Annotated in this window: 10 protein-coding genes, 2 tRNA genes and 3 rRNA genes; 2 read left to right on the top strand and 13 right to left on the bottom strand. The window is 62.9% G+C overall.

The annotated features are described in order from the left end of the window. Positions 1–48 precede the first annotated feature (48 nt). Positions 49–393 carry a cupin domain-containing protein gene (locus tag ACDI39_RS21165; protein WP_023631693.1) on the top strand — a complete coding sequence of 115 codons (345 nt, stop codon included), beginning with the start codon at positions 49–51 and terminating at the stop codon, positions 391–393. Positions 394–584: 191 nt separating this feature from the next. Here ACDI39_RS21165 and mmsB read toward each other — a convergent pair whose 3' ends face one another. Together mmsB and ACDI39_RS21155 are read right to left on the bottom strand one after the other, a co-directional pair. Then, positions 585–1472 carry a 3-hydroxyisobutyrate dehydrogenase gene (gene mmsB, locus ACDI39_RS21160; protein WP_486537013.1) on the bottom strand — a complete coding sequence of 296 codons (888 nt, stop codon included), beginning with the start codon at positions 1470–1472 and terminating at the stop codon, positions 585–587. Positions 1473–1482: 10 nt separating this feature from the next. Continuing rightward, positions 1483–3009 carry a CoA-acylating methylmalonate-semialdehyde dehydrogenase gene (locus ACDI39_RS21155; protein WP_225790546.1) on the bottom strand — a complete coding sequence of 509 codons (1527 nt, stop codon included), beginning with the start codon at positions 3007–3009 and terminating at the stop codon, positions 1483–1485. A 132-nt stretch (positions 3010–3141) separates the two neighbouring features. On the opposite strand from ACDI39_RS21155, the gene ACDI39_RS21150 reads away from it, so the two are divergent. Further along, entirely contained in the window at positions 3142–4092 is a 951-nt protein-coding gene (locus tag ACDI39_RS21150; protein ID WP_225790547.1) for a LysR family transcriptional regulator, read from the top strand. 61 nt (positions 4093–4153) lie between these two features. Here ACDI39_RS21150 and yfiB read toward each other — a convergent pair whose 3' ends face one another. The 11 genes from yfiB to ACDI39_RS21095 all read right to left on the bottom strand — a co-directional run bounded on the left by yfiB (position 4154) and on the right by ACDI39_RS21095 (position 21337). Continuing rightward, entirely contained in the window at positions 4154–4612 is a 459-nt protein-coding gene (yfiB, locus tag ACDI39_RS21145; protein WP_225790553.1) for an outer membrane lipoprotein YfiB, read from the bottom strand. 72 nt (positions 4613–4684) lie between these two features. Further along, entirely contained in the window at positions 4685–5926 is a 1242-nt protein-coding gene (gene dgcN / locus ACDI39_RS21140; protein WP_225790548.1) for a diguanylate cyclase DgcN/YfiN, read from the bottom strand. Beyond that, complete coding sequence (yfiR, locus tag ACDI39_RS21135) at positions 5923–6498, bottom strand: regulatory sequestration protein YfiR (protein ID WP_225790549.1); 576 nt, start codon at positions 6496–6498, stop codon at positions 5923–5925. The genes dgcN and yfiR overlap by 4 nt, the downstream gene beginning before the upstream one ends. Positions 6499–6629: 131 nt before the next feature. After that, the gene (recD, locus tag ACDI39_RS21130; RefSeq protein WP_486537012.1) at positions 6630–8705 is read right to left on the bottom strand and encodes an exodeoxyribonuclease V subunit alpha; all 2076 of its coding nucleotides are present in this window, start codon (positions 8703–8705) and stop codon (positions 6630–6632) included. Continuing rightward, entirely contained in the window at positions 8702–12379 is a 3678-nt protein-coding gene (recB, locus tag ACDI39_RS21125) for an exodeoxyribonuclease V subunit beta (RefSeq protein WP_225790551.1), read from the bottom strand. Before recB ends, recD begins: the two co-directional genes overlap by 4 nt. Further along, positions 12376–15858 (bottom strand): exodeoxyribonuclease V subunit gamma, encoded by a 3483-nt coding sequence (gene recC / locus ACDI39_RS21120; RefSeq protein WP_225790552.1) that lies wholly within the window; start codon positions 15856–15858, stop codon positions 12376–12378. Before recC ends, recB begins: the two co-directional genes overlap by 4 nt. 311 nt (positions 15859–16169) lie before the next feature. Then, positions 16170–16285, bottom strand: a 5S ribosomal RNA gene (rrf, locus tag ACDI39_RS21115). Positions 16286–16414: 129 nt separating this feature from the next. Then, positions 16415–19306 (bottom strand): 23S ribosomal RNA (locus tag ACDI39_RS21110). A gap of 234 nt (positions 19307–19540) precedes the next feature. Continuing rightward, positions 19541–19616 (bottom strand) — tRNA-Ala (locus ACDI39_RS21105). A gap of 25 nt (positions 19617–19641) precedes the next feature. After that, a tRNA-Ile gene (locus ACDI39_RS21100) sits at positions 19642–19718 on the bottom strand. An 82-nt stretch (positions 19719–19800) separates the two neighbouring features. Continuing rightward, a 16S ribosomal RNA gene (locus ACDI39_RS21095) occupies positions 19801–21337 on the bottom strand. Together the 16S, 23S and 5S rRNA genes with 2 tRNA genes alongside form the textbook arrangement of a ribosomal RNA operon. Positions 21338–21603: the final 266 nt, after the last annotated feature.

Genomic DNA, 21603 nt, shown 5'->3' with positions numbered 1-21603 from the left:
CAGCCCCTATGGTGATGCGTCATTCAGCCATTCACCTGGAGCCCTGCCATGTCCGACTTCATCACCGTCCTACGCGAAACCTGCCCGACCCCCGTGGTCGATGCCACCAAGTGGAAGCGCATCGGCGGCGATCCGCACACGGTCAACCTCAACGCCTACCTGTCGGCCGATGGCAGCAAGATCATGGGCACCTGGATCTGCACCCCTGGCAAGTTCGAGGTCAACTACGAGAAGTGGGAGTACTGCCACTTCCTCGACGGCTACTGCATCGTCACCCCGGAAGGTGAGGAGCCCAAGCACCTGAAGGCCGGTGACGTGTTCGTCATCGAACCAGGGATGAAGGGGACCTGGGAAGTGGTCGAGACCGTACGCAAGTACTTCGTCTTCGCCTGATTGCTCTTGGGCCCTGCAGGGCCTCTGGATGGGCTTGCCCGCGATGGGCTGCAAAGCAGCCCACTTGCAGCGGTCCATCAATCGAATGCATTTCCCGGACGGCAAAAAAATCGCGGAGCAGATGCCCTTCCCCAAGGTGCGCAGTTACATGGGGAAGGCCACCTGGCCCGCGATGAAGTCCACCTCGCGCATCAATCCTTCTTGCGATAGCTCTCGATGATCGCCGAGAAATCCTTGCCACCCTCGCCACGCAGGCTCATGGCCTGGTACAGCTGCTGGGCCACGGCGCCAAGGATCACTGGCTGGTGGGCCAGACGCGCCGCTTCGGTGGCCAAGCCCAGGTCCTTGAGCATCAGTTCGGCACCAAAGCCGCCGGTGTAGCCCCGCGACGCCGGGGCGGTCTCGATGATGCCCGGCCATGGGTTGTAGGTGTCCGAACTCCAGCAACGGCCCGTGGAACTGTTGATGATGCCGGCCAGCACCTGGGTGTCGATGCCCAGGGCATTGCCCAGGGCCATGGCCTCGGACACGCCGATCATCGAGATGCCCAGCAGCAGGTTGTTGCAGATCTTGGCGATCTGGCCCGTGCCGACCTCACCACAGTGCACGATGTTACGGCCCATCTGCTCCAGCACCGGCTTGAGGGTGGCGAACAGCTCGTTGCTGGCCCCGACCATGAAGGTCAGGGTGCCGGCCGCGGCGCCCCCGGTACCGCCGGACACCGGCGCATCGCCCATGTCCACGCCCTCGGCCGCCGCGGCCTTCGACACCTCCCGAGCGGTCTGCGGGTCGATGGTGCTGCAATCCACGGTCGGCGTGCCGGGACGCACGCCGGCCAGCACGCCGTCGTCACCGAGATAGACGCTGCGCACAAGGGCCGCAGCCGGCAGCATGGTGATCACCAGGTCACTGTTGGCGGCAGCGTCCTTGGGCGAGGCGCTGACCTGCCCGCCCAGCTCGGCGAGTTCGGCGAGCACGGCCTTGTTCAGGTCGAACAGGTTCAATGCGTGCCCGGCCTTGATCAGGTTGCGGGCCATGGGCGCGCCCATGTTGCCCAAACCGATGAATGCGATGCGCATGGCGATCTCCTTAGCGCAGGCTGATGGTGGTGTTCACGCCGTCGCCCAGGCTGTCGTCGTCGAACCAGCGGGCGGTGACGGTCTTGGTCTGAGTGTAGAACTGCACCACCTGCTTGCCGTACGGGCCCAGGTCGCCCAGCTTGGAGCCACGGGACCCGGTGAAGCTGAAGTACGGCACCGGCACCGGGATCGGGATGTTGATGCCGACCTGGCCGATGTCGATCTCGCTCTGGAACTTGCGCGCCGCCGCGCCGCTCTGGGTGAACAGGCCGGTACCGTTGCCGAACGGGTTGCGGTTGACCAGGGCGATGGCCTCGTCGAGGGTATCGACCTCCAGGGTCACCAGCACCGGGCCGAAGATCTCCTGGGTGTAGATCTGCATGTCGGTGGTCACGCCGGAGAACAGGGTCGGGCCGACGAAGTTGCCCTGCTCGTAGCCCGGTACCTTGACGTCGCGGCCATCGAGTTCGAGCGTGGCGCCTTCCTCGATGCCGCTTTCGATCAAGCCCAGCACACGTTCCTTGGCGCGCTTGGAAACCAGCGGGCCGACATCGGTGCCCGGCTCGCAACCGGCGTTGACCTTGAGCTGACTGGCCGCGGCCTTGATGTCCGGCAGCCATTCGCGGGCCTTGCCCACCAGCACCGCCACCGAGGTGGCCATGCAGCGCTGGCCGGCCGCGCCGAAGGCAGCTCCGACCAGGGCATTGATGGTCTGGGTGCGGTTGGCGTCGGGCAGCACCACGGCGTGGTTCTTCGCGCCCATCATCGACTGCACGCGCTTGCCATGCTGGCTGGCCAGGTTGTAGACGTGGGTGCCGACCTCGGTGGAGCCAACGAAGGAGATCGCCTTGATGTCCGGGTGGGTGCAAATGGCGTCCACCACCTGCTTGCCACCATGCACCACGTTGAGCACACCGGCCGGCACGCCGGCTTCCAGCGCCAGCTCCACCAGTAGCATGGTCGACAGCGGGTCCTGCTCGGACGGTTTGAGGACGAAGGTGTTGCCGCAGACGATGGCCATGGGGAACATCCACAGCGGAATCATCGCCGGGAAGTTGAACGGGGTGATGCCAGCGCACACGCCGATCGGCTGACGCAGGGTGTAGGTGTCCACGCCGCCGGCGACATTCTCGGCGAACTCGCCCATCTGCAGGGTGCCGATGGACGCAGCGTGCTCGACCACTTCCAGGCCGCGGAAGATGTCGCCTTCGGCGTCGGCCAGGGTCTTGCCCTGCTCGGCACTCAAGGTCTGGGCGATGCGCTTGGTGTGCTCGCGGATCAGCGCCTGCAGCTTGAGCATGATGCGCATGCGGGCGCCGATCGGGGTTTCGCGCCAGGTGGCGAAGGCGCGCTGGGCAGCCGCCACGGCGGCATCGACTTCCTCCACGGTGGCGAACGGCACCCGTGCCAGCACCTGCTGGGTGGCCGGGTTGACGATATCGCGCCACTCGGTGGTCTTGGACTCGACCCACTGGCCGTCGATCAGCAGCTTGACCTGCTCGACCTTGGCCTGGTCGGGGGTGTGGGGTGCGTTCATCTGCGCTCTCCTTGGAATTATTGTCGGGACGAGATCGCCAGCGCCGGGCAAACGCGAGGTGGCGCTCTTGGGTCTGTTTCGAGTATAGATGTGCAAACATCCAACAAGAACGCACAAAAAAACCGGATCATCATGCAAAAAGACCTCACCTCCCTGAGTTCGCTGAACTGGGACGACCTGAAGTTCTTCCTGGAAGTGGCGCGCACCCGCAAGGCCAGTAGCGCAGCCAAGCGCCTGGGTGTGGACTACACCACGGTGTCGCGGCGCATCGGCTCGCTGGAGGGGGCGCTGGGCACGCTGCTGTTCGAGAAATCGCGGACCAACGGCTTCGTCCTCACCGCCGAGGGCCAGCGCCTGCTGGGCTATGCCGAGTCGATCGAAAGCACCCTGCACATGGCTTGCGAACAGGTGTCCGGCTCAGGTGTGGCCTTGTCGGGGCATGTTCGCATGGGCTGTACCGAGGGCTTTGGCAGTTTCTTCGTCACCCCGCAGTTGAGCCACTTCGTCGACGCCTACCCAGCCATCTCGGTGGACATCCTGCCGCTGCCGCACTTCATCAGCCTGTCCAAGCGCGAGGCGGACATCGTCATCGCCCTGGAGCGTCCCGAGCATGGGCCCTACGTGTGCTGCAAGCTGTGCGACTACCGCCTGCGGCTGTATGCCACCCAGGCGTACCTGGACAGCCACGAGCCGATCCGCCAGGTCGCCGACCTGGTGCGCCATCCGTTCATCAGCTATGTCGACGACCTGGCCTTCAGCTCCGAGCTGCTGTACCTGGCCAACCTGATCCCCAACGCCAATGCCCACCTGCGCAGCACCAGCGTGATCGCCCAGTACACGGCTGCGCTGCAGGGGCGTGGGCTGGCCATCCTGCCGTGCTTCCTGGCGGCCCAGGACCCTCGGCTGATCAACGTGCTGCCGGTGGAGGTGGATATCACCCGGCAGTTCTGGATGTACTGCCGGGAGGACTTGCGCAAGCTCAAGCGCATCACCTTGCTGTGGGACTACATTCGCGAGGTGACCGAGGCCAATGCGCCGTTGTTGATGGGGGAAACCCGAGAGATGCGGTTTGCCCACACGTGAGCCTGGGGCTGCCGTCTCAGGCTTTACAACCCTGTTGGGGCCGCTTCGCGACCCAGGCCACTCAGTCCGACGCCACCACGATCGACACCCGGCGATTCTCGGTTCGCCCCAAGCGGGTGCGGTTGTCAGCCACCGGCTGGCTGCTGCCAAGGCCTCGGGTCTCGATATTCTGCGGCTGCATGCCGATACCGACCAGCACCCGCGCCACGCTCTGCGCCCGGCGCTCGGACAACTGCTGGTTGTAGGCGGCGCGGCCCGACGCATCGGCATGGCCGTCGATGCGTACGTGCGGGATACCCACCGCCACCAGTGTCTTGCCGATGCGTTCGACGATGGCCTGGCTCTGGCTGTTGAGCCTGTCCAGGTCACTGCCGAACAGCACCTTGCCCGACAGGTCGAACGCCCAGCCTTCATCGGTCGGCGAGAAGCCCTCGCGCTTGAGCGCGGCAATCTGCTCGGCAGTCAGGCCCTTGGGTGGCACGCTCTGGCAGCCAGCCAGCGCCAGCAGCACCAGCAACATGGCCAAGCAAGGAAAACGCAATGACGGAAAACGGTGAATCACGATTAAGCTCCTGTGTTTAACATCAGCGGCTCAGCGCTCCGGCTGGGCCACTTGCCAATGGCCACGGCGCATGCGCTTGGCCTGGTACATCGCCGCGTCGGCGGCATTGAGCAGACTGGCGGGGTCGTCGCCATCGTCCGGGTAATAGGCGATGCCGACACTCAGCGAGGTGGTGATGCTGCCGTTCTCCAGCTGGATCGGCAGCGTCATGCTGTCGACGATCTTCTCCGCGATACCCTGCGCGTCCTCCCGCGAATGCAGCGGAGTCAGCAGCACGGCGAACTCGTCACCGCCCAGGCGGGCCACCAGGTCGTGCTCGCGCAACTGCGCCCGCACCCGGCTGGCGACACTGACCAGCACCTCGTCGCCCACGGCATGGCCAAGGCTGTCGTTGATCTGCTTGAAGTGGTCGCTGTCGAGGAACAGCACCGCCAGGTGTTCCTGCTGCCGGGCCGCGTTGCGCAGGCTACGGCTCAGGCGCCCTTCGAAGAAGGCACGGTTGGGCAGGCCGGTCAGGCTGTCGTGGCTGGCCTGATGGGCCAAGGTCTCGTTCTCGCTCTGCAGGTGGCTCTGCCAAACCTCCAGTTCATCGAGCAGGGCGTTGAAGTCGTTGCCCAACTCGTTGAGCTCGGCGATCTGCGCCTCGGGCACGCGCCGGTCGAAACTGCGCTCGCGGCGGGCGGCATGAGCCACGCTGGCCAGGCTGCGCAGCGGGCCGATGATATTGCCGAACAAGCGACGCGACAGATGGATGGCAAGGACGGCGCTGAGGACCGTGCAAAAGAGGATCCCGGCCAGGCCACTGAGCAGGAAGCGCAGCAGGTTGCGCCCCTGGCCGACCAACTCCATATGCCCGACCTGTTGCTGGCCATGCATGATCGGCAGGTTGATCGGCTCGTCCAGCAGCGCGCTGGCCACCTTGGCTTCCAGGTGACTGAGCATCCCATCCTCGGCACGCTGCCAGTGCGCCAGGAGCTCGCCCTCCCTGTCGAAGACCTTGGCGTCGGCCACCTCCTCGGTGGCGGCGATCACGGCCAGGGCCTCGTTGGCCGCGGGGCTGTCATCGAACACCACGGCGGCTTCCACCGTGTAGTTGATCGAGCGCGCGATCAGGTGCAGGTTGTGATTGGCATAGACACGCAGGGCGAGCACGCCCAGCAGGGTCAGGGAGACCCCGACCAGGCCCACCGCCAGCAGGGCCACTCCCAGGTGGCCGCGGCCGAGTACGGAACGCAGGGTCGGGCGAGTGGCCCGCTTGGTCGTCGACTTCATGGCTGCACCGCCCGCCGTCGAGACAGCTGCAACACGCTGGGGTGGATACGTACGCCACTGCGCGCCACCGAGTCGAGGTTCACCTCGAAGGCCACCTGCGCGTCAGCGACCCGCAGGCAGAACAGGCTACCCACGGTACAGGGATCGTCGGCCTCGCTGATGCTCAAGACCGGATGGCCGCTGATCGCCTGGAACAGGCGATCACGCTCGCCCCTGTCGAGCTTGCCGATATAGACGGCATCGCAGGCGCCGGCAATGCGCCCATCGTCGGCCAGCAGGCGCCGGACCTGCAATGGCTGGCCGGAGTTCTGCACGTTGCCCTTGATCAGGTCGTCGGCGTATTCGGTGGGGCCGACCAGGCACAGGCGCAGGGGCACAGGTTCCACCGGCCAACGCGCATAGCTGAGAATGCCCAGTACTACCTGGGTCACGGCCTTGGCTCGTTGCTGCGCCTGGATGGCGGTCGCGGGGGTGTCTGCCTGGGCGGGGCCAGCGAATAGCAGCAGGACGCCCATCAGCAACGAAAGTACACGGCCCGTCACTCGTCCCCAGGGCGGGACAGCCACGATCATGTGAGAAATCTCTCAAAATCCTTTCAGATATTGCCGCAACGATAGCATAAGGCTGTCATGAGATTAATGCTGAGGGGCATACCATCTGGGGCCACGTCGCGTCCCAGCGATCTCCAGATGGGTCGGGCCCCTCAGACCTGCTCGAGCATCAACCCGGAAATCCTCCGCACCCGGCGCCCCACTGCTTCCTCGAACACGCCCATCCGCGGCTCGACCAGGCTGAAGCAATGCTTGGCCCGAGTGATCCCGGTGTAGACCAGCTCCTTGGTCAGCACCGGGTTGAGCGCATCCGGCAATACCAGGGCGGTATGGCTGAACTCCGAACCCTGGGACTTGTGCACCGTCATGGCGAACACCGTCTCCACCTCGTTGAGCCGGCTGGGCAGGACGAAACGCACCCCGCCACTGCCATCGTTGCGTGGGAAGGCCACGCGCAGTACCGGCTCGCCCTGCTCGTCCGGCAGATGCAAGGCGATACCGATATCACCGTTCATCAGGCCCAGGCCATAGTCGTTGCGGGTCACCAGCACTGGGCGGCCTTCGTACCAGGGCTGCTGGCTGTCGATCAGGCCGGCGTTGCCCAGTACCCGTGCCACCCGCTCATTGAGCCCTTCGACACCCCAGGGGCCCTTGCGCACCGCACACAACAGCTGGAAATCCTCGAAACTGCGCAGGACCTGGCCGGCCCACCGCTCCCAACGGGGATCATCGGCTGGCGTGCCGTGGGGCGGACGGTGACGGCCGATGGCCCGCAGGTAGTTGCGATAACCCTGCGGCCCCGTTTCGTCACGGCCCAGGCCATCGAGCAGCAGGCGGTCGAAAGCACGATCATGCTCACCACGCAGGGCCAGGCCGAACACATCGGCCGGTGGCATCGTCAACAAGTCGCGAGCTGCCTGCACCTGCTGGCGATTGACCAGGCGCGCCAGCTGGCCGATACCGCTGCCCTCGCCGAAACGCCGAGAATGGCGCAGCATCACCACCTGCTGGGCCAGCGGGTTGCGCTGCGCATCGCCGGCCTGCAGGCCGCTGCCCTCAAGCGACTGGCCACCGACCTGCTCCAGCCAGGCGCGGGTGGCGGGGGAATAGCAGCCGTCCTCGGCATCGCGGCACAAGTCGCCCAATACCGCGCCAGCTTCCACCGAGGCCAACTGGTCCTTGTCCCCCAGCAGCACCAGCCGCGCACGCGGCGGCAGGGCGTCGAGCAGGTTGGCCATCATCTCCAGGTCGATCATCGAGGCTTCATCGACCACCAGCACGTCCAGCGGCAGCGGGTTGCCAGCATGGTGGCGGAAATGCCGTGAGCCGGGGCGGCTGCCGAGCAGGCGGTGGACGGTGCTGACATCGGTGGGGATCTGCTCGCGAACCGCGATATCCACCGGCAGGCGTTCCACTTGCTGGCCGATGGACTCGGTCAGGCGCGCGGCAGCCTTGCCGGTCGGTGCCGCCAGGCGTATCCGCAGCGGCCGACCCTGCTCCACCGCCGGCGCCTGCAACAATGCCAGCAGGCGCACCACGGTGGTGGTCTTGCCGGTGCCTGGGCCGCCGGTGATGATGCTGAACGCGGCGCGGGTGGCCAGGGCGCAGGCGAGCTTCTGCCAGTCCACTTGCCCGGCCGGAGCCGAGCCTTCGAACAATGGTGCTAGGCGTGCGGGCAGGTCCGCCGGTACGGCTTCATCCTGGCTCAGGCGCTGGCGCAAGGCCTCGTCGATACGACGCTCGTAGCTCCAGTAGCGGCGCAAGTACAGGCGCCGGCCGCTGAGCACCAGTGGGCGCGAGCCCTGCCCTGGCGTGGCGCCGGCAGCCACCAGGGGGCTGTGGGCGATGCGCTGCTGCCAGGTGTCCAGCCCAAGGCTGGCGAGCAACTGCGACGGCAACAGCAGGGGGCCTGCCAGGGCATCGCCTTCCGGTGGCAGCGACAAGGCGAAGTCCGGTTCGGCCAGGGTCTGCTCCAGGTCCAGGCAAACATGCCCATGGCCCAACTGATGGCTGGCCAGGGCTGCCGCCAGCAGCAGCAAGGGATCGCTGCCGGGGGCAAGCTCTTCGAGAAAGCTCACGAAGGCCCGGTCCAGGGCCCGCAGCCAACCGCGCTCGACCCAACGGTCGAGCAGTACCAGCAGGTCGCGACTGTCGCGCAATGGCGCCAGGGCGGCCAGTTGCTCGGCCTGCAATGGGGTGGGCAACAGGTCGTCGAGACGTCGGCTCATGGTGTGGCTCCGGCAAACAGGTCTGGCTGCTCGGGCTCATGGACGCCACGGAACAGCGCGTCCAACGCCTCGATCAAGGTGCGCGGTGGCTTGGTGAAATACAGGCCATGGCCGCTGCTGTCGGCACCGCGCAGGAAGATGAACAGGGCGCCACCGACATGGCGGTCGTAGTCGTAATCGGGCAGGCGGGCGCGCAACTGGCGGTGCAAGGCCAGCAGGTAGAGCACGTACTGCAGGTCGTAGCGATGCTCGAGGATCGTCTGCTCCATGGCCAGAGCGTTGTAGGACGCGGTGTCCGGGCCGAGCCAGTTGGACTTGTAGTCGGTCACGTAGTAGCGCCCGTCCAGTTCGAAGACCAGGTCGATGAAGCCCTTGAACATGCCGTTGAGCTGGGTCGGCTGGGCGGCTGGCCGCGCCGCGCCGCCGTGGGTCTGGCGGGCCACCAGGCGGTCCAGGCGCACGGCGTCGACCTGGTGGCTGGCGAACCAGAACTCCATCTCGACCTGATACTGGCGTAGCCCGGCCAACGTCAGGCTCGGCCCCTCGGGTTGCAACGGTAGCGGCTGGGCCAGCAGTTGCCGCAGCCATTGATCCAAGGCCGGGATCCAGCCGGTCCAGTCGCGGCGGTTGCAGCGCTGGCCGACGGTACGCGTGATCAGTTCGGGCTTGCCGCTGACCTCGGCGAAACCTTCGCGCCCCGCCCATTCGAGCAAGCCATGGAGGAAGGTGCCCGGGTTCGGCCCCCGGGGAAAGCGATGGATATCACCGCCCTCGGCAGGCACTTCGCGCAGCAGTTGGGCGTCGACCTGTTCGTCATCCAGCAATTGCTGGGCCTGGGAGCTGTCGGCGCCAAGGGTCTGGTCGCCGACACGCAGGGCACTGTAGGAGGCGATCCACCAATGCTCCGCAGCGGGGCGGCGCGGCTTGCGCGCAGGCAGCAGCTCACGCTCGTCGTGGGGAGCCCGGTAGTGCTGTTCGTCGGCCTCGGGCAAGGCAATACAGGCCATCTCCGGGCAGCCCTGCTGCACGGCCTGCAACCAGCCGGCCAGCTGGCTCGACGCTGGCAACGGCAAGCCGCCGCCGAGCAGGTAGCCCAGGGCCGAGCGATGCAGCTGCGAGATCTTCTGGTTGCCACGCTTGAGGTCGGCGACGCCGAGCCAGCAGGCGTGCTGGGCACGGGTCAAGGCAACGTAGAGCAGGCGCAGGTCCTCGGCCAGGCGCTCATCGTCGGCGCGGGCGACCTGCTCGTCATCGGGGGTCAGGGTCAGGTGGGCCTGGCCGTCGCTGTCGTGCCAGACCAAAGGCAGGCGCTGGCCGTCCACCGGCTTGCTGGTGCAGATGAACGGCAGGTAGACCAGTGGGTACTCAAGGCCCTTGGACTTGTGGATGGTCACCACCTTGACCAGTTGCTCGTCGCTCTCCAGGCGCAGGATCTGCTCCTCGCCGGCGTGCCCGGCACTGGCCAGGTGCTCGGCCAGGTGACGGATCAACGCCTGCTCGCCGTCCAGCTCGCCGGCCGCCTGCTGCAACAGCTCGGCCAGGTGCAACAGGTTGGTCAGCACTCGCTCGCCGTCGCTGCGCCCCATCAGCGTGCGCGGTAGCTGGAAGTCGTGCAGCAGGCGGCGCAACATGGGCAACACGCCCTGGCGCTGCCAGGTATCGCGGTACAGGCGAAAACGCATGACCCAGGCTTCCCAGACCCGTTCGTCCTGGTTCAGTCGCTCCAGTTCGGCCAGGGGCAGGTCGAGGGTGAGGCTCGCCAACGCGGCCTTGAGCTGGCGTTCGGAGTCCGGCTCGGCGCACGCCTTGAGCCAGGCCAGCAGGTCGTGGGCTTCCTGGGCGGCGAACACCGAATCCTTGTCGGACAGGTACACGCTGCGTACATCACGCGCCGCCAGTTCGGCGCGGATCAACTGCGCCTCGCGGCCGTCGCGCACGAGGATGGCAATGTCCGAGGGCAGGCAAGGACGTAGCGCACCTGTGCCATCGGCAAAACCGGCGTGCCCCTGCTGACCACCATTGAGCAGCCCGACGATATGGCTGGCGCAACTGGCCGCCAGGCGCTGGCGGTACAGCGTGCTGGCGACCGGCTCATCGCTCTCCAGCAGCCAGCATTGCAGCGCGGCGCACGGCTGGCCCTGGACCAGAAACTGCTCGCTGCGGCCCTTGGCACGGACCTCGACGAAGGGCAAGGGGTTGCCCTGCGCCTCACGGAACAGGAAGGCACCGCGGCCTTCGCCACGCGCCTCCGCCTGGAGGAACATACGGTTGACCGCGGCGACCATGGCCTGGCTGGAGCGGTAGTTGGTGTCCAGGCTGTGCAAGCGGTCGGCGGTGGCACGACGGGCAGCCAGGTAGGTGAAGATGTCGGCGCCACGGAAGGCGTAGATCGCCTGCTTGGGGTCGCCGATCATGAACAGGCCGGTTTCCGGGCGGTTCTCGCTGATCCGGTAGATGCGCTCGAAAATGCCGTACTGGATCGGGTCGGTGTCCTGGAATTCGTCGATCAGCGCCACTGGGAACTGCTCGCGGATCAGCCCGGCCAGGCGTTCGCCGGCTTCGCTGGCAAGGGCATGCTCCAGACGCAGGAGCATGTCGTCGAAACCCATCTCGGCACGCCGGCGTTTCTCCACCTCGAAGCGCGCCGATACCCAGGCGGCGGCGTGCTCGAGCAGGCGCGCATCGGGGCTGGCCAGGCCCTGGAGCTGCTGGCTCAGGTTTTCCATGGCATGCAGCGCGGGATGCTCTGGTGGTTCGCCGCTCTTCCAGACTTCGGCCAGGCCGGCGGGGGTCAGGCGAGTGAAACCGGTGCCCAGCTCGAGTTGCGCTTCCTGGCCGTCAGCGGCCCAGGCGCGCAGCTTGTCGAACCACGGATCGAAGTAGCGTGCCTGCATCTTGCGGCCGTCCACCTGCTTGGCCGCCACGGCCTCGCGGCAGATCCGCTGCAACTCATCGGCCCACTGGCCCCAGGGCGCCTTGAGCTGACAGAGTTGCTCGGCGCGCTGCCGCAGCGCCGCCTCGATGAGCCCTTGCAGCGACTCGTCGCCCTGTTCCTCGCGCACCCGGCCGAACAGCGGGCGGATCCTGGGCAGCAGCGCATCGGGGCTGCCCCAGTGCCGACGGACCCAGGCCAGGGCTTCGCCATGCATGCCATAGCAGAAGCGCCGCCAATAGTCGCGCATGACCTGGCCGAGCAGTTCGCTGTGATCGGTCTCCAGGCTCTGGGTGAACAGGCTGCCACTGTCGAAGGCATGTTCGCGCAGCATGCGCTGGCACCAACCGTGGATGGTCGATACCGCGGCCTCGTCCATCCACTGCACGGCGATCTCCAGGCGGCTGGCACAGCGCGGCCAGTGCTCGCTGGGGTAGTCGTCGCGCAACTGCTCGAGCAGTGGGTCGGCCTCGGCCAGTTCGCCACGGAAAAAACGCGCGGCTTCGGCCAGGCGGGCGCGGATGCGCTCGCGCAGTTCCTTGGTGGCAGCATCGGTGAAGGTCACCACGAGGATCTGCGGTGGCAGCAGCTCACGGGCGAAACCTTGCTCACCGCCATGGCCGAGGATCAGGCGCAGGTACAGCGCCGAGATGGTGAACGTCTTGCCGGTGCCGGCGCTGGCTTCGATCAACTGGCTGCCATGCAGGGGAAAACTCAATGCCAGGGGGCGTGCCTGGGTCATGCGGCGCTCTCCGGGTTGCCCAAGGTTTGCCAGGGGGCGGTGAACAGGGGGCGGTACAGGGTTTCGCACCAGCCTTCGAAGGTCTCCTCGGCGCACAGCGCGGCGAAGTCGCGAAACTGCCGCGCCAGGGCCAGGCTTTCGCTACGTTCGCCGAAGTTGTTCTGGCCATCGCCTTCGTAGGCACGGGCGGCAGCGGCCAGGGCCTTGTCCGGATCGCCCTGGGCGAGCCAGGCGAATGCCGTCTTGGCCGCCACCGGCAGCGGCGCATTCATCGCCGCCTGGCGGGCTACCAGCAAGTGGCCCAGCAGTTCGGCCGCCTGGCCTTGCGGCAGCGGCTCGAGCAACAGCGTCAGGTCGCTGGCCACCAGGGCACTGTGCAATGGATAACCGGCGGCGCAGGCGGTCAAGTGCATCACCCAGGCGGGTATCAGCCGGTGCCATTTGAGGCTGTTGCGCCCGGCGCCAAGGGTATTGGGCACGGTCGTGATGCTCAGCAGGCTCTGGTCCTGAGCCTGGTAGACCCGGCCCAGCCAGCCTTCCAGGCGCTGTGCGCCCTGTTCGAAGTGCACAGGCAAGGCACCCTCCACCACCGTCGGCCAGCGCTGCAGCAATTGACGGTGACGTTGCAGCAGGTCGGGCAAGGGCTGGATCAGTTCTTCCTGGAGGATTTCGCCGAAGCCGGCCAGGGGCAGCAGACCGCAGGCCTGCAGACGCCGGGCCTGGGCCTGCAGGGTACGCTCGGCATTGTCCGGATCGGCCAGCGCGGCCCCCAGCAGGTTTTCGCTGAGGCTGTAGCGCTGCAAGGCATCGAGGACGAAGGGTTCTTCATCCGGAGTTGGCACCTCCAGGGCTTCGAAAAATACGTTCAGACGCTGGCTGAAGAAATGCCGTACAGGATGACGAAGGAAATCCTGCAACAGGCTCAGGCTCAGGGGCTCATCGCTGGTATAGGGCGACAAGGGCTCATCGAACGCCGTGGATACCTCCCTGGCGTGGTGCAGCACCTGCCATTCATGGGCATAGCTGAACAGCGCGCTGCCTTTCTGGAAGTAACGCTGGCTGAACGGCTGCAGCGGATGTTCCACGGTCAGGGCGTGCAGCAACTGCTCACCCGGGTCCTGGCGCAGCCCCTCCTTGGCCCCGGCCAGACGCCAGCCTGCGGCCAGGTGGTCGCGTAGCTGGCCGATCAATACCGAGGCAGGGCGCTCGCTGTTGTCGCGAATGCTGCGTCCGACCCAGCTGACATAGAGCTGGTCACGTGCCGAGAGCAAGGCCTCGAGCAACAGGTAGCGGTCGTCCTCGCGGCGGGAGCGATCGCCGGGGCGATAGTCGCTGGCCATCAGGTCGAAGTCCAGCGGCGGTTGGGCGCGGGGGTAGTCGCCGTCGTTCATGCCCAGCAGGCAGACCACCCGGAACGGGATGGCACGCATGGGCATCAGGGTGCAGAAGTTCACCGAGCCGGCGAGAAACCGCTGGGACAGCTTGCCCTGGTCCAGCCCCGACAGCCAGGCCTCGCGCACCACGGTGAGCGGCAACGGGTCCTGCAGGCCCACGGCCTCGCAGGTCGCCAGCCAGCTATCGCGCAGCTCCTGCAACTGCATCAGGAGAAACTCGTCGTGCTCGCTTCCGGCCAGGAAGAACACCTGCAGCAAGGCATGCAAGCGCTCCCCCCACTGGGCTGCCGTGGCGGGCTGCGCCAGGGCCTTGCAGGCCACGTCGAGGGCATCGAGCAACGCCACCAGCGGACCGATCAGCGCAGCATCGAGGCCGCCGATTTCGTCATAGGGCTCGATGCCATCGCATCCTTCGCCCATACCGACCGCATAGCCGAGCAGCATGCGTCGCAAACCGAACCGCCAGCTGTTCTGCTCCAGGCCCTCGGGCAGGCCCAGGGTGGCCCGCTGCTCGGCATCCAGGCCCCAGCGGATGCCCGCGCCTTCGATCCAGCGGTGCAAGGTCGGCAGGTCGCTTTCCTGGATGGCGAAGCGGGCACGCACGGCCGGCACGTCCAGCAGGTCCAGGACTTCGCTCACGGCGAAGCGGCTGTCCGGCAGCTTGAGCAGGTGCTCCAGGGCGATCAGCAGCGGATCACGGCCGCGCTGGCCCTGGTCGGTCAGGGTGAAGGGAATGTAGCGTGGGTCGTTGCGATCGAGCTGGCCGAACACGGCGCGGATATGCGGTGCATAACTGTCGATCGCTGGCAGCATGACGATGACGTCACGCGGGCGTAGCGTGGGGTCGGCGCTGAAGCGGGCGAGCAGTTGGTCATGGAGGATCTCCACCTCGCGCTGTGGGCTGTGGGCCACATGAAAGCGCACGGAGCGGTCCTGGCCGGGATCGACCGCCGGCCAAAGGGCGCGGGTCTCTGCCAGGGGACGCAGCTCGAGGATGTCGTCCTGCAACTGCTCGAGCAAGGTGGTCGGCTGGCCTTCGCTGAACAGGTCGATGCGACCGTCGCTGAAGACCCCACGATAGCTGGCCGGGTCGTCGTAGCTGTCGAGCAGGTTGATGTAGTCACGGCCCTGCTTGCCCCAGGCGGCCAGCAGCGGGTGGGCATGCTGGTGCAGGGATTCGTCGTCCAGTTGCAGGGGCATGCCCTGCTTGCGTTGCTGGCGCTTGTATTGATGCCGCAGCAGGTCCTTGTCGGCAACGATGTCGGCCCAGTGATGGCGGCAAGGGTTGTGCACGCACAGCACTACCTGGCTGAAGCGCGCCAGGCCGGCCAGAGCCTCGAGCGCCTGGGCCGGCAAGGATGAGATGCCGAAGACGATCACCCGTGGCGGTAGCCCCGCGGGCGCCTGCTCCAAGCTGTCGATACGCGCCATGAAACGCTGGTGCACGCCGGCACGGCTCTGGGCCATGCCCGCCTCGCCGACGTCTTCGAGCAGTGCCCGCCATAGCTCGGCCTGCCAGCGGTTCCCCGCCGCCATGGGCTTGCGCTCGCCACGGGCGGTATTGAGCACATGCTCGCCAGCAGCCCAGTCCTTGAGCCAGTCGGCGCGGTAGACCTGGTACTGGTCGAACAGGTCAGCCAGGCGCTCGGCCAGTTGGTAGCGCTTGCGCAGGTCGCTGTCGTCGGTGAGAAAGCGGCGCAAAGGCTCGAAGTGCGGGCGTTCGATCAATTCGGGGAGCAGGCGCATCAGACGCCAGGTAAGGGGGGCCTTGTCCAGCAGCGAGACTTCCGGAATCTCGTCGCGCCCCAGGACCCGACGGTACAGCTGCCACATGAAGCTGCCCGGCAGTTGTACCTCGATGGCTGCGGCGATGCCACAACCGCCCAGTTCATCGTCCTGCGGATCCTCGGCCAGGGCCAGCTTGAGCCACTGGGCGATACCGTTGCTCTGGACCAGGGCGATCTCGTTCTCCAGGGGGGCCAGGGGGTAATGGCGCATCACGTTCACTACCAGATTGCGCAGGTCGTCCAGGCGGTTGCCCTGGATGATCATGAAGCCGGGATGCAGTGAGGTGGTGTCGGTCATCGAGGATCTCTGGGGAGGAGCGATTCTGGTAGGGAACCATATCACTCTCTACCGGGTACAGGCAGTGAGACAGCAACGGCGTACTCTGTGGGAGAAAGGATGGAAGCGTGAGGCTTTGGGCTGGCCTTCGGGGCCTCTTCGCGCCCAATCGCCGGCAAGCCGGCTCCCACAGGGATGGCGCTGGCTTGCAGGTCTGCGCTGTACCTGTGGGAGCTGGCTTGCCAGCGATGGGGCCACCGCCAATCCCCAGCCAGACGCCAGAAAGACAAAACCCCTACCTGCTCGCGCAGATAGGGGTTTTGCGAAATGAATCTTGACGATGACCTACTCTCACATGGGGAAACCCCACACTACCATCGGCGATGCATCGTTTCACTGCTGAGTTCGGGATGGGATCAGGTGGTGCCAATGCTCTATGGTCGTCAAGAAATTCTGTTGCCAGAACATCCAGATGGACACTCCAGCCAATTCGGATATGTGATCTTTGTGGTTGCGAACTTTCGGCCTTGCGTCTTCACCACCGCAATCCGCTGCACGCAAATTGCTTGGGTGTTATATGGTCAAGCCTCACGGGCAATTAGTATCGGTTAGCTCAACGCCTCACAGCGCTTACACACCCGACCTATCAACGTCGTAGTCTTCGACGGCCCTTCAGGGGGTTCAAGACCCCAGTGAGATCTCATCTTGAGGCGAGTTTCCCGCTTAGATGCTTTCAGCGGTTATCTCTTCCGAACATAGCTACCCGGCAGTGCCACTGGCGTGACAACCGGAACACCAGAGGTTCGTCCACTCCGGTCCTCTCGTACTAGGAGCAGCCCCTCTCAAATCTCAAACGTCCACGGCAGATAGGGACCGAACTGTCTCACGACGTTCTAAACCCAGCTCGCGTACCACTTTAAATGGCGAACAGCCATACCCTTGGGACCGGCTTCAGCCCCAGGATGTGATGAGCCGACATCGAGGTGCCAAACACCGCCGTCGATATGAACTCTTGGGCGGTATCAGCCTGTTATCCCCGGAGTACCTTTTATCCGTTGAGCGATGGCCCTTCCATACAGAACCACCGGATCACTAAGACCTACTTTCGTACCTGCTCGACGTGTGGGTCTCGCAGTCAAGCGCGCTTTTGCCTTTATACTCTGCGACCGATTTCCGACCGGTCTGAGCGCACCTTCGTACTCCTCCGTTACTCTTTGGGAGGAGACCGCCCCAGTCAAACTACCCACCATACACTGTCCTCGATCCGGATCACGGACCTGAGTTAGAACCTCAAGGTTGCCAGGGTGGTATTTCAAGGATGGCTCCATGGGAACTGGCGTCCCCACTTCAAAGCCTCCCACCTATCCTACACAAGCAAGCTCAAAGTCCAGTGCAAAGCTATAGTAAAGGTTCACGGGGTCTTTCCGTCTAGCCGCGGATACACTGCATCTTCACAGCGATTTCAATTTCACTGAGTCTCGGGTGGAGACAGCGCCGCCATCGTTACGCCATTCGTGCAGGTCGGAACTTACCCGACAAGGAATTTCGCTACCTTAGGACCGTTATAGTTACGGCCGCCGTTTACCGGGGCTTCGATCAAGAGCTTCGCTTGCGCTAACCCCATCAATTAACCTTCCGGCACCGGGCAGGCGTCACACCCTATACGTCCACTTTCGTGTTTGCAGAGTGCTGTGTTTTTAATAAACAGTCGCAGCGGCCTGGTATCTTCGACCGACATGGGCTTACGGAGCAAGTCCTTCACCCTCGCCGGCGCACCTTCTCCCGAAGTTACGGTGCCATTTTGCCTAGTTCCTTCACCCGAGTTCTCTCAAGCGCCTTGGTATTCTCTACCCGACCACCTGTGTCGGTTTGGGGTACGGTTCCCGGTTATCTGAAGCTTAGGAGCTTTTCTTGGAAGCATGGCATCAACCACTTCGCGCTCTAAAGAGCACTCGTCATCAGCTCTCGGCCTTGAGATCCCGGATTTGCCTAAGATCTCGGCCTACCACCTTAAACTTGGACAACCAACGCCAAGCTGGCCTAGCCTTCTCCGTCCCTCCATCGCAATAACCGGAAGTACAGGAATATTAACCTGTTTTCCATCGACTACGCTTTTCAGCCTCGCCTTAGGGACCGACTAACCCTGCGTCGATTAACGTTGCGCAGGAAACCTTGGTCTTTCGGCGTGGATGTTTTTCACACCCATTGTCGTTACTCATGTCAGCATTCGCACTTCTGATACCTCCAGCAAGCTTCTCAACTCACCTTCACAGGCTTACAGAACGCTCCTCTACCGCGTCATCAAAGATGACACCCGTAGCTTCGGTGCATGGTTTGAGCCCCGTTACATCTTCCGCGCAGGCCGACTCGACTAGTGAGCTATTACGCTTTCTTTAAAGGATGGCTGCTTCTAAGCCAACCTCCTAGCTGTCTAAGCCTTCCCACATCGTTTCCCACTTAACCATGACTTTGGGACCTTAGCTGACGGTCTGGGTTGTTTCCCTTTTCACGACGGACGTTAGCACCCGCCGTGTGTCTCCCATGCTCGGCACTTGCTGGTATTCGGAGTTTGCATCGGTTTGGTAAGTCGGGATGACCCCCTAGCCGAAACAGTGCTCTACCCCCAGCAGTGATACATGAGGCGCTACCTAAATAGCTTTCGAGGAGAACCAGCTATCTCCGAGCTTGATTAGCCTTTCACTCCGATCCACAGGTCATCCGCTAACTTTTCAACGGTAGTCGGTTCGGTCCTCCAGTCAGTGTTACCTAACCTTCAACCTGCCCATGGATAGATCGCCCGGTTTCGGGTCTATACCCAGCGACTAAACGCCCTATTAAGACTCGCTTTCGCTACGCCTCCCCTATTCGGTTAAGCTCGCCACTGAATATAAGTCGCTGACCCATTATACAAAAGGTACGCAGTCACCTAACAAAGTAGGCTCCCACTGCTTGTACGCATACGGTTTCAGGTTCTATTTCACTCCCCTCTCCGGGGTTCTTTTCGCCTTTCCCTCACGGTACTGGTTCACTATCGGTCAGTCAGTAGTATTTAGCCTTGGAGGATGGTCCCCCCATGTTCAGACAAAGTTTCTCGTGCTCCGTCCTACTCGATTTCACTGACAAGAGATTTTCGTGTACGGGGCTATCACCCACTATGGCCGCACTTTCCAGAGCGTTCCACTAATCTCAAGCCAGCTTAAGGGCTGGTCCCCGTTCGCTCGCCACTACTAAGGGAATCTCGGTTGATTTCTATTCCTCAGGGTACTTAGATGTTTCAGTTCCCCTGGTTCGCCTCTTGCACCTATGGATTCAGTACAAGATACCTAGGTTATCCTAGGTGGGTTCCCCCATTCAGAGATCTCCGGATCACAGTCTGTTTGCCGACTCCCCGAAGCTTATCGCAGGCTACCACGTCTTTCATCGCCTCTGACTGCCAAGGCATCCACCGTATGCGCTTCTTCACTTGACCATATAACCCCAAGCAATCTGGTTATACTGTGAAGACGACATTCGCCGAAAATTCGCATGTCGCTCTTTCGAGCGGAACTCACAAATTTTACCTTAGCCTGATGCCACACCAGTGAAAGTGCGTCATCAGTCTTTCTATCACATATCCGAATTTTTAAAGAACGATCTGACAAAAGTCAGAAATCAACATTCATTCACGAATGCTCATTTCTAAGTTCTGCAGGTAACGGCAACATGGTGGAGCCAAGCGGGATCGAACCGCTGACCTCCTGCGTGCAAAGCAGGCGCTCTCCCAGCTGAGCTATGGCCCCGTATACAGGCTGCACCACAACAAATTGGTAGGTCTGGGCAGATTTGAACTGCCGACCTCACCCTTATCAGGGGTGCGCTCTAACCAACTGAGCTACAGACCTATCACAGGGTCGCGTCACATCGTCTTCTTCAAGGAATCAAGCAATTCGTGTGGGTGCTCATCAGCAGGCTGATGTCTTCGATTAAGGAGGTGATCCAGCCGCAGGTTCCCCTACGGCTACCTTGTTACGACTTCACCCCAGTCATGAATCACACCGTGGTAACCGTCCTCCCGAAGGTTAGACTAGCTACTTCTGGTGCAACCCACTCCCATGGTGTGACGGGCGGTGTGTACAAGGCCCGGGAACGTATTCACCGCGACATTCTGATTCGCGATTACTAGCGATTCCGACTTCACGCAGTCGAGTTGCAGACTGCGATCCGGACTACGATCGGTTTTGTGAGATTAGCTCCACCTCGCGGCTTGGCAACCCTCTGTACCGACCATTGTAGCACGTGTGTAGCCCAGGCCGTAAGGGCCATGATGACTTGACGTCATCCCCACCTTCCTCCGGTTTGTCACCGGCAGTCTCCTTAGAGTGCCCACCATGACGTGCTGGTAACTAAGGACAAGGGTTGCGCTCGTTACGGGACTTAACCCAACATCTCACGACACGAGCTGACGACAGCCATGCAGCACCTGTGTCAGAGTTCCCGAAGGCACCTCTCCATCTCTGGAAAGTTCTCTGCATGTCAAGGCCTGGTAAGGTTCTTCGCGTTGCTTCGAATTAAACCACATGCTCCACCGCTTGTGCGGGCCCCCGTCAATTCATTTGAGTTTTAACCTTGCGGCCGTACTCCCCAGGCGGTCAACTTAATGCGTTAGCTGCGCCACTAAAATCTCAAGGATTCCAACGGCTAGTTGACATCGTTTACGGCGTGGACTACCAGGGTATCTAATCCTGTTTGCTCCCCACGCTTTCGCACCTCAGTGTCAGTATCAGTCCAGGTGGTCGCCTTCGCCACTGGTGTTCCTTCCTATATCTACGCATTTCACCGCTACACAGGAAATTCCACCACCCTCTACCGTACTCTAGCTCGCCAGTTTTGGATGCAGTTCCCAGGTTGAGCCCGGGGCTTTCACATCCAACTTAACGAACCACCTACGCGCGCTTTACGCCCAGTAATTCCGATTAACGCTCGCACCCTCTGTATTACCGCGGCTGCTGGCACAGAGTTAGCCGGTGCTTATTCTGTTGGTAACGTCAAAACAGCAAGGTATTCGCTTACTGCCCTTCCTCCCAACTTAAAGTGCTTTACAATCCGAAGACCTTCTTCACACACGCGGCATGGCTGGATCAGGCTTTCGCCCATTGTCCAATATTCCCCACTGCTGCCTCCCGTAGGAGTCTGGACCGTGTCTCAGTTCCAGTGTGACTGATCATCCTCTCAGACCAGTTACGGATCGTCGCCTTGGTGAGCCATTACCCCACCAACTAGCTAATCCGACCTAGGCTCATCTGATAGCGTGAGGTCCGAAGATCCCCCACTTTCTCCCGTAGGACGTATGCGGTATTAGCGCCCCTTTCGGAACGTTGTCCCCCACTACCAGGCAGATTCCTAGGCATTACTCACCCGTCCGCCGCTGAATCCATGAGCAAGCTCACTTCATCCGCTCGACTTGCATGTGTTAGGCCTGCCGCCAGCGTTCAATCTGAGCCATGATCAAACTCTTCAGTTCAATACTGCTTGGGTTTTTAAGTAACCCTAAACTTGGCTCAGCAATCTCAAATGACTATGTGATTTCTCATATGGCCACTTGTGATGCTGATAATCTTGGCGACTATCAGTCCGTACTCACAAGCACCCACACGAATTGCTTGATTCGATTGTTAAAGAGCGTTTGGCCAAGAGCGTTTCGTCTCAACCGAGGCCGCGCATTCTACGCTTTTCTCAAAGTCTGTCAAGCGTTTATTTTGAAGTTTTTCGTTTCACTTCAACCACTTG

It is taken from the genome of Pseudomonas sp. Tun-23181 (assembly GCF_057415455.1).
This window is presented reverse-complemented; position numbering and strand designations above follow the sequence as displayed.

What these genes read in the sequence shown, in the direction of transcription:
- yfiB (WP_225790553.1), bottom strand. Translation starts at nt 4,612, where the DNA reads ATGTTGCTGGTGCTGCTGGCGCTGGCTGGCTGCCAGAGCGTGCCACCC.
- yfiR (WP_225790549.1), bottom strand. Translation starts at nt 6,498, where the DNA reads ATGATCGTGGCTGTCCCGCCCTGGGGACGAGTGACGGGCCGTGTACTT.
- recC (WP_225790552.1), bottom strand. Translation starts at nt 15,858, where the DNA reads ATGACCGACACCACCTCACTGCATCCCGGCTTCATGATCATCCAGGGC.
- ACDI39_RS21150 (WP_225790547.1), top strand. Translation starts at nt 3,142, where the DNA reads ATGCAAAAAGACCTCACCTCCCTGAGTTCGCTGAACTGGGACGACCTG.
- ACDI39_RS21155 (WP_225790546.1), bottom strand. Translation starts at nt 3,009, where the DNA reads ATGAACGCACCCCACACCCCCGACCAGGCCAAGGTCGAGCAGGTCAAG.
- ACDI39_RS21165 (WP_023631693.1), top strand. Translation starts at nt 49, where the DNA reads ATGTCCGACTTCATCACCGTCCTACGCGAAACCTGCCCGACCCCCGTG.
- recB (WP_225790551.1), bottom strand. Translation starts at nt 12,379, where the DNA reads ATGACCCAGGCACGCCCCCTGGCATTGAGTTTTCCCCTGCATGGCAGC.
- dgcN (WP_225790548.1), bottom strand. Translation starts at nt 5,926, where the DNA reads ATGAAGTCGACGACCAAGCGGGCCACTCGCCCGACCCTGCGTTCCGTA.
- recD (WP_486537012.1), bottom strand. Translation starts at nt 8,705, where the DNA reads ATGAGCCGACGTCTCGACGACCTGTTGCCCACCCCATTGCAGGCCGAG.
- mmsB (WP_486537013.1), bottom strand. Translation starts at nt 1,472, where the DNA reads ATGCGCATCGCATTCATCGGTTTGGGCAACATGGGCGCGCCCATGGCC.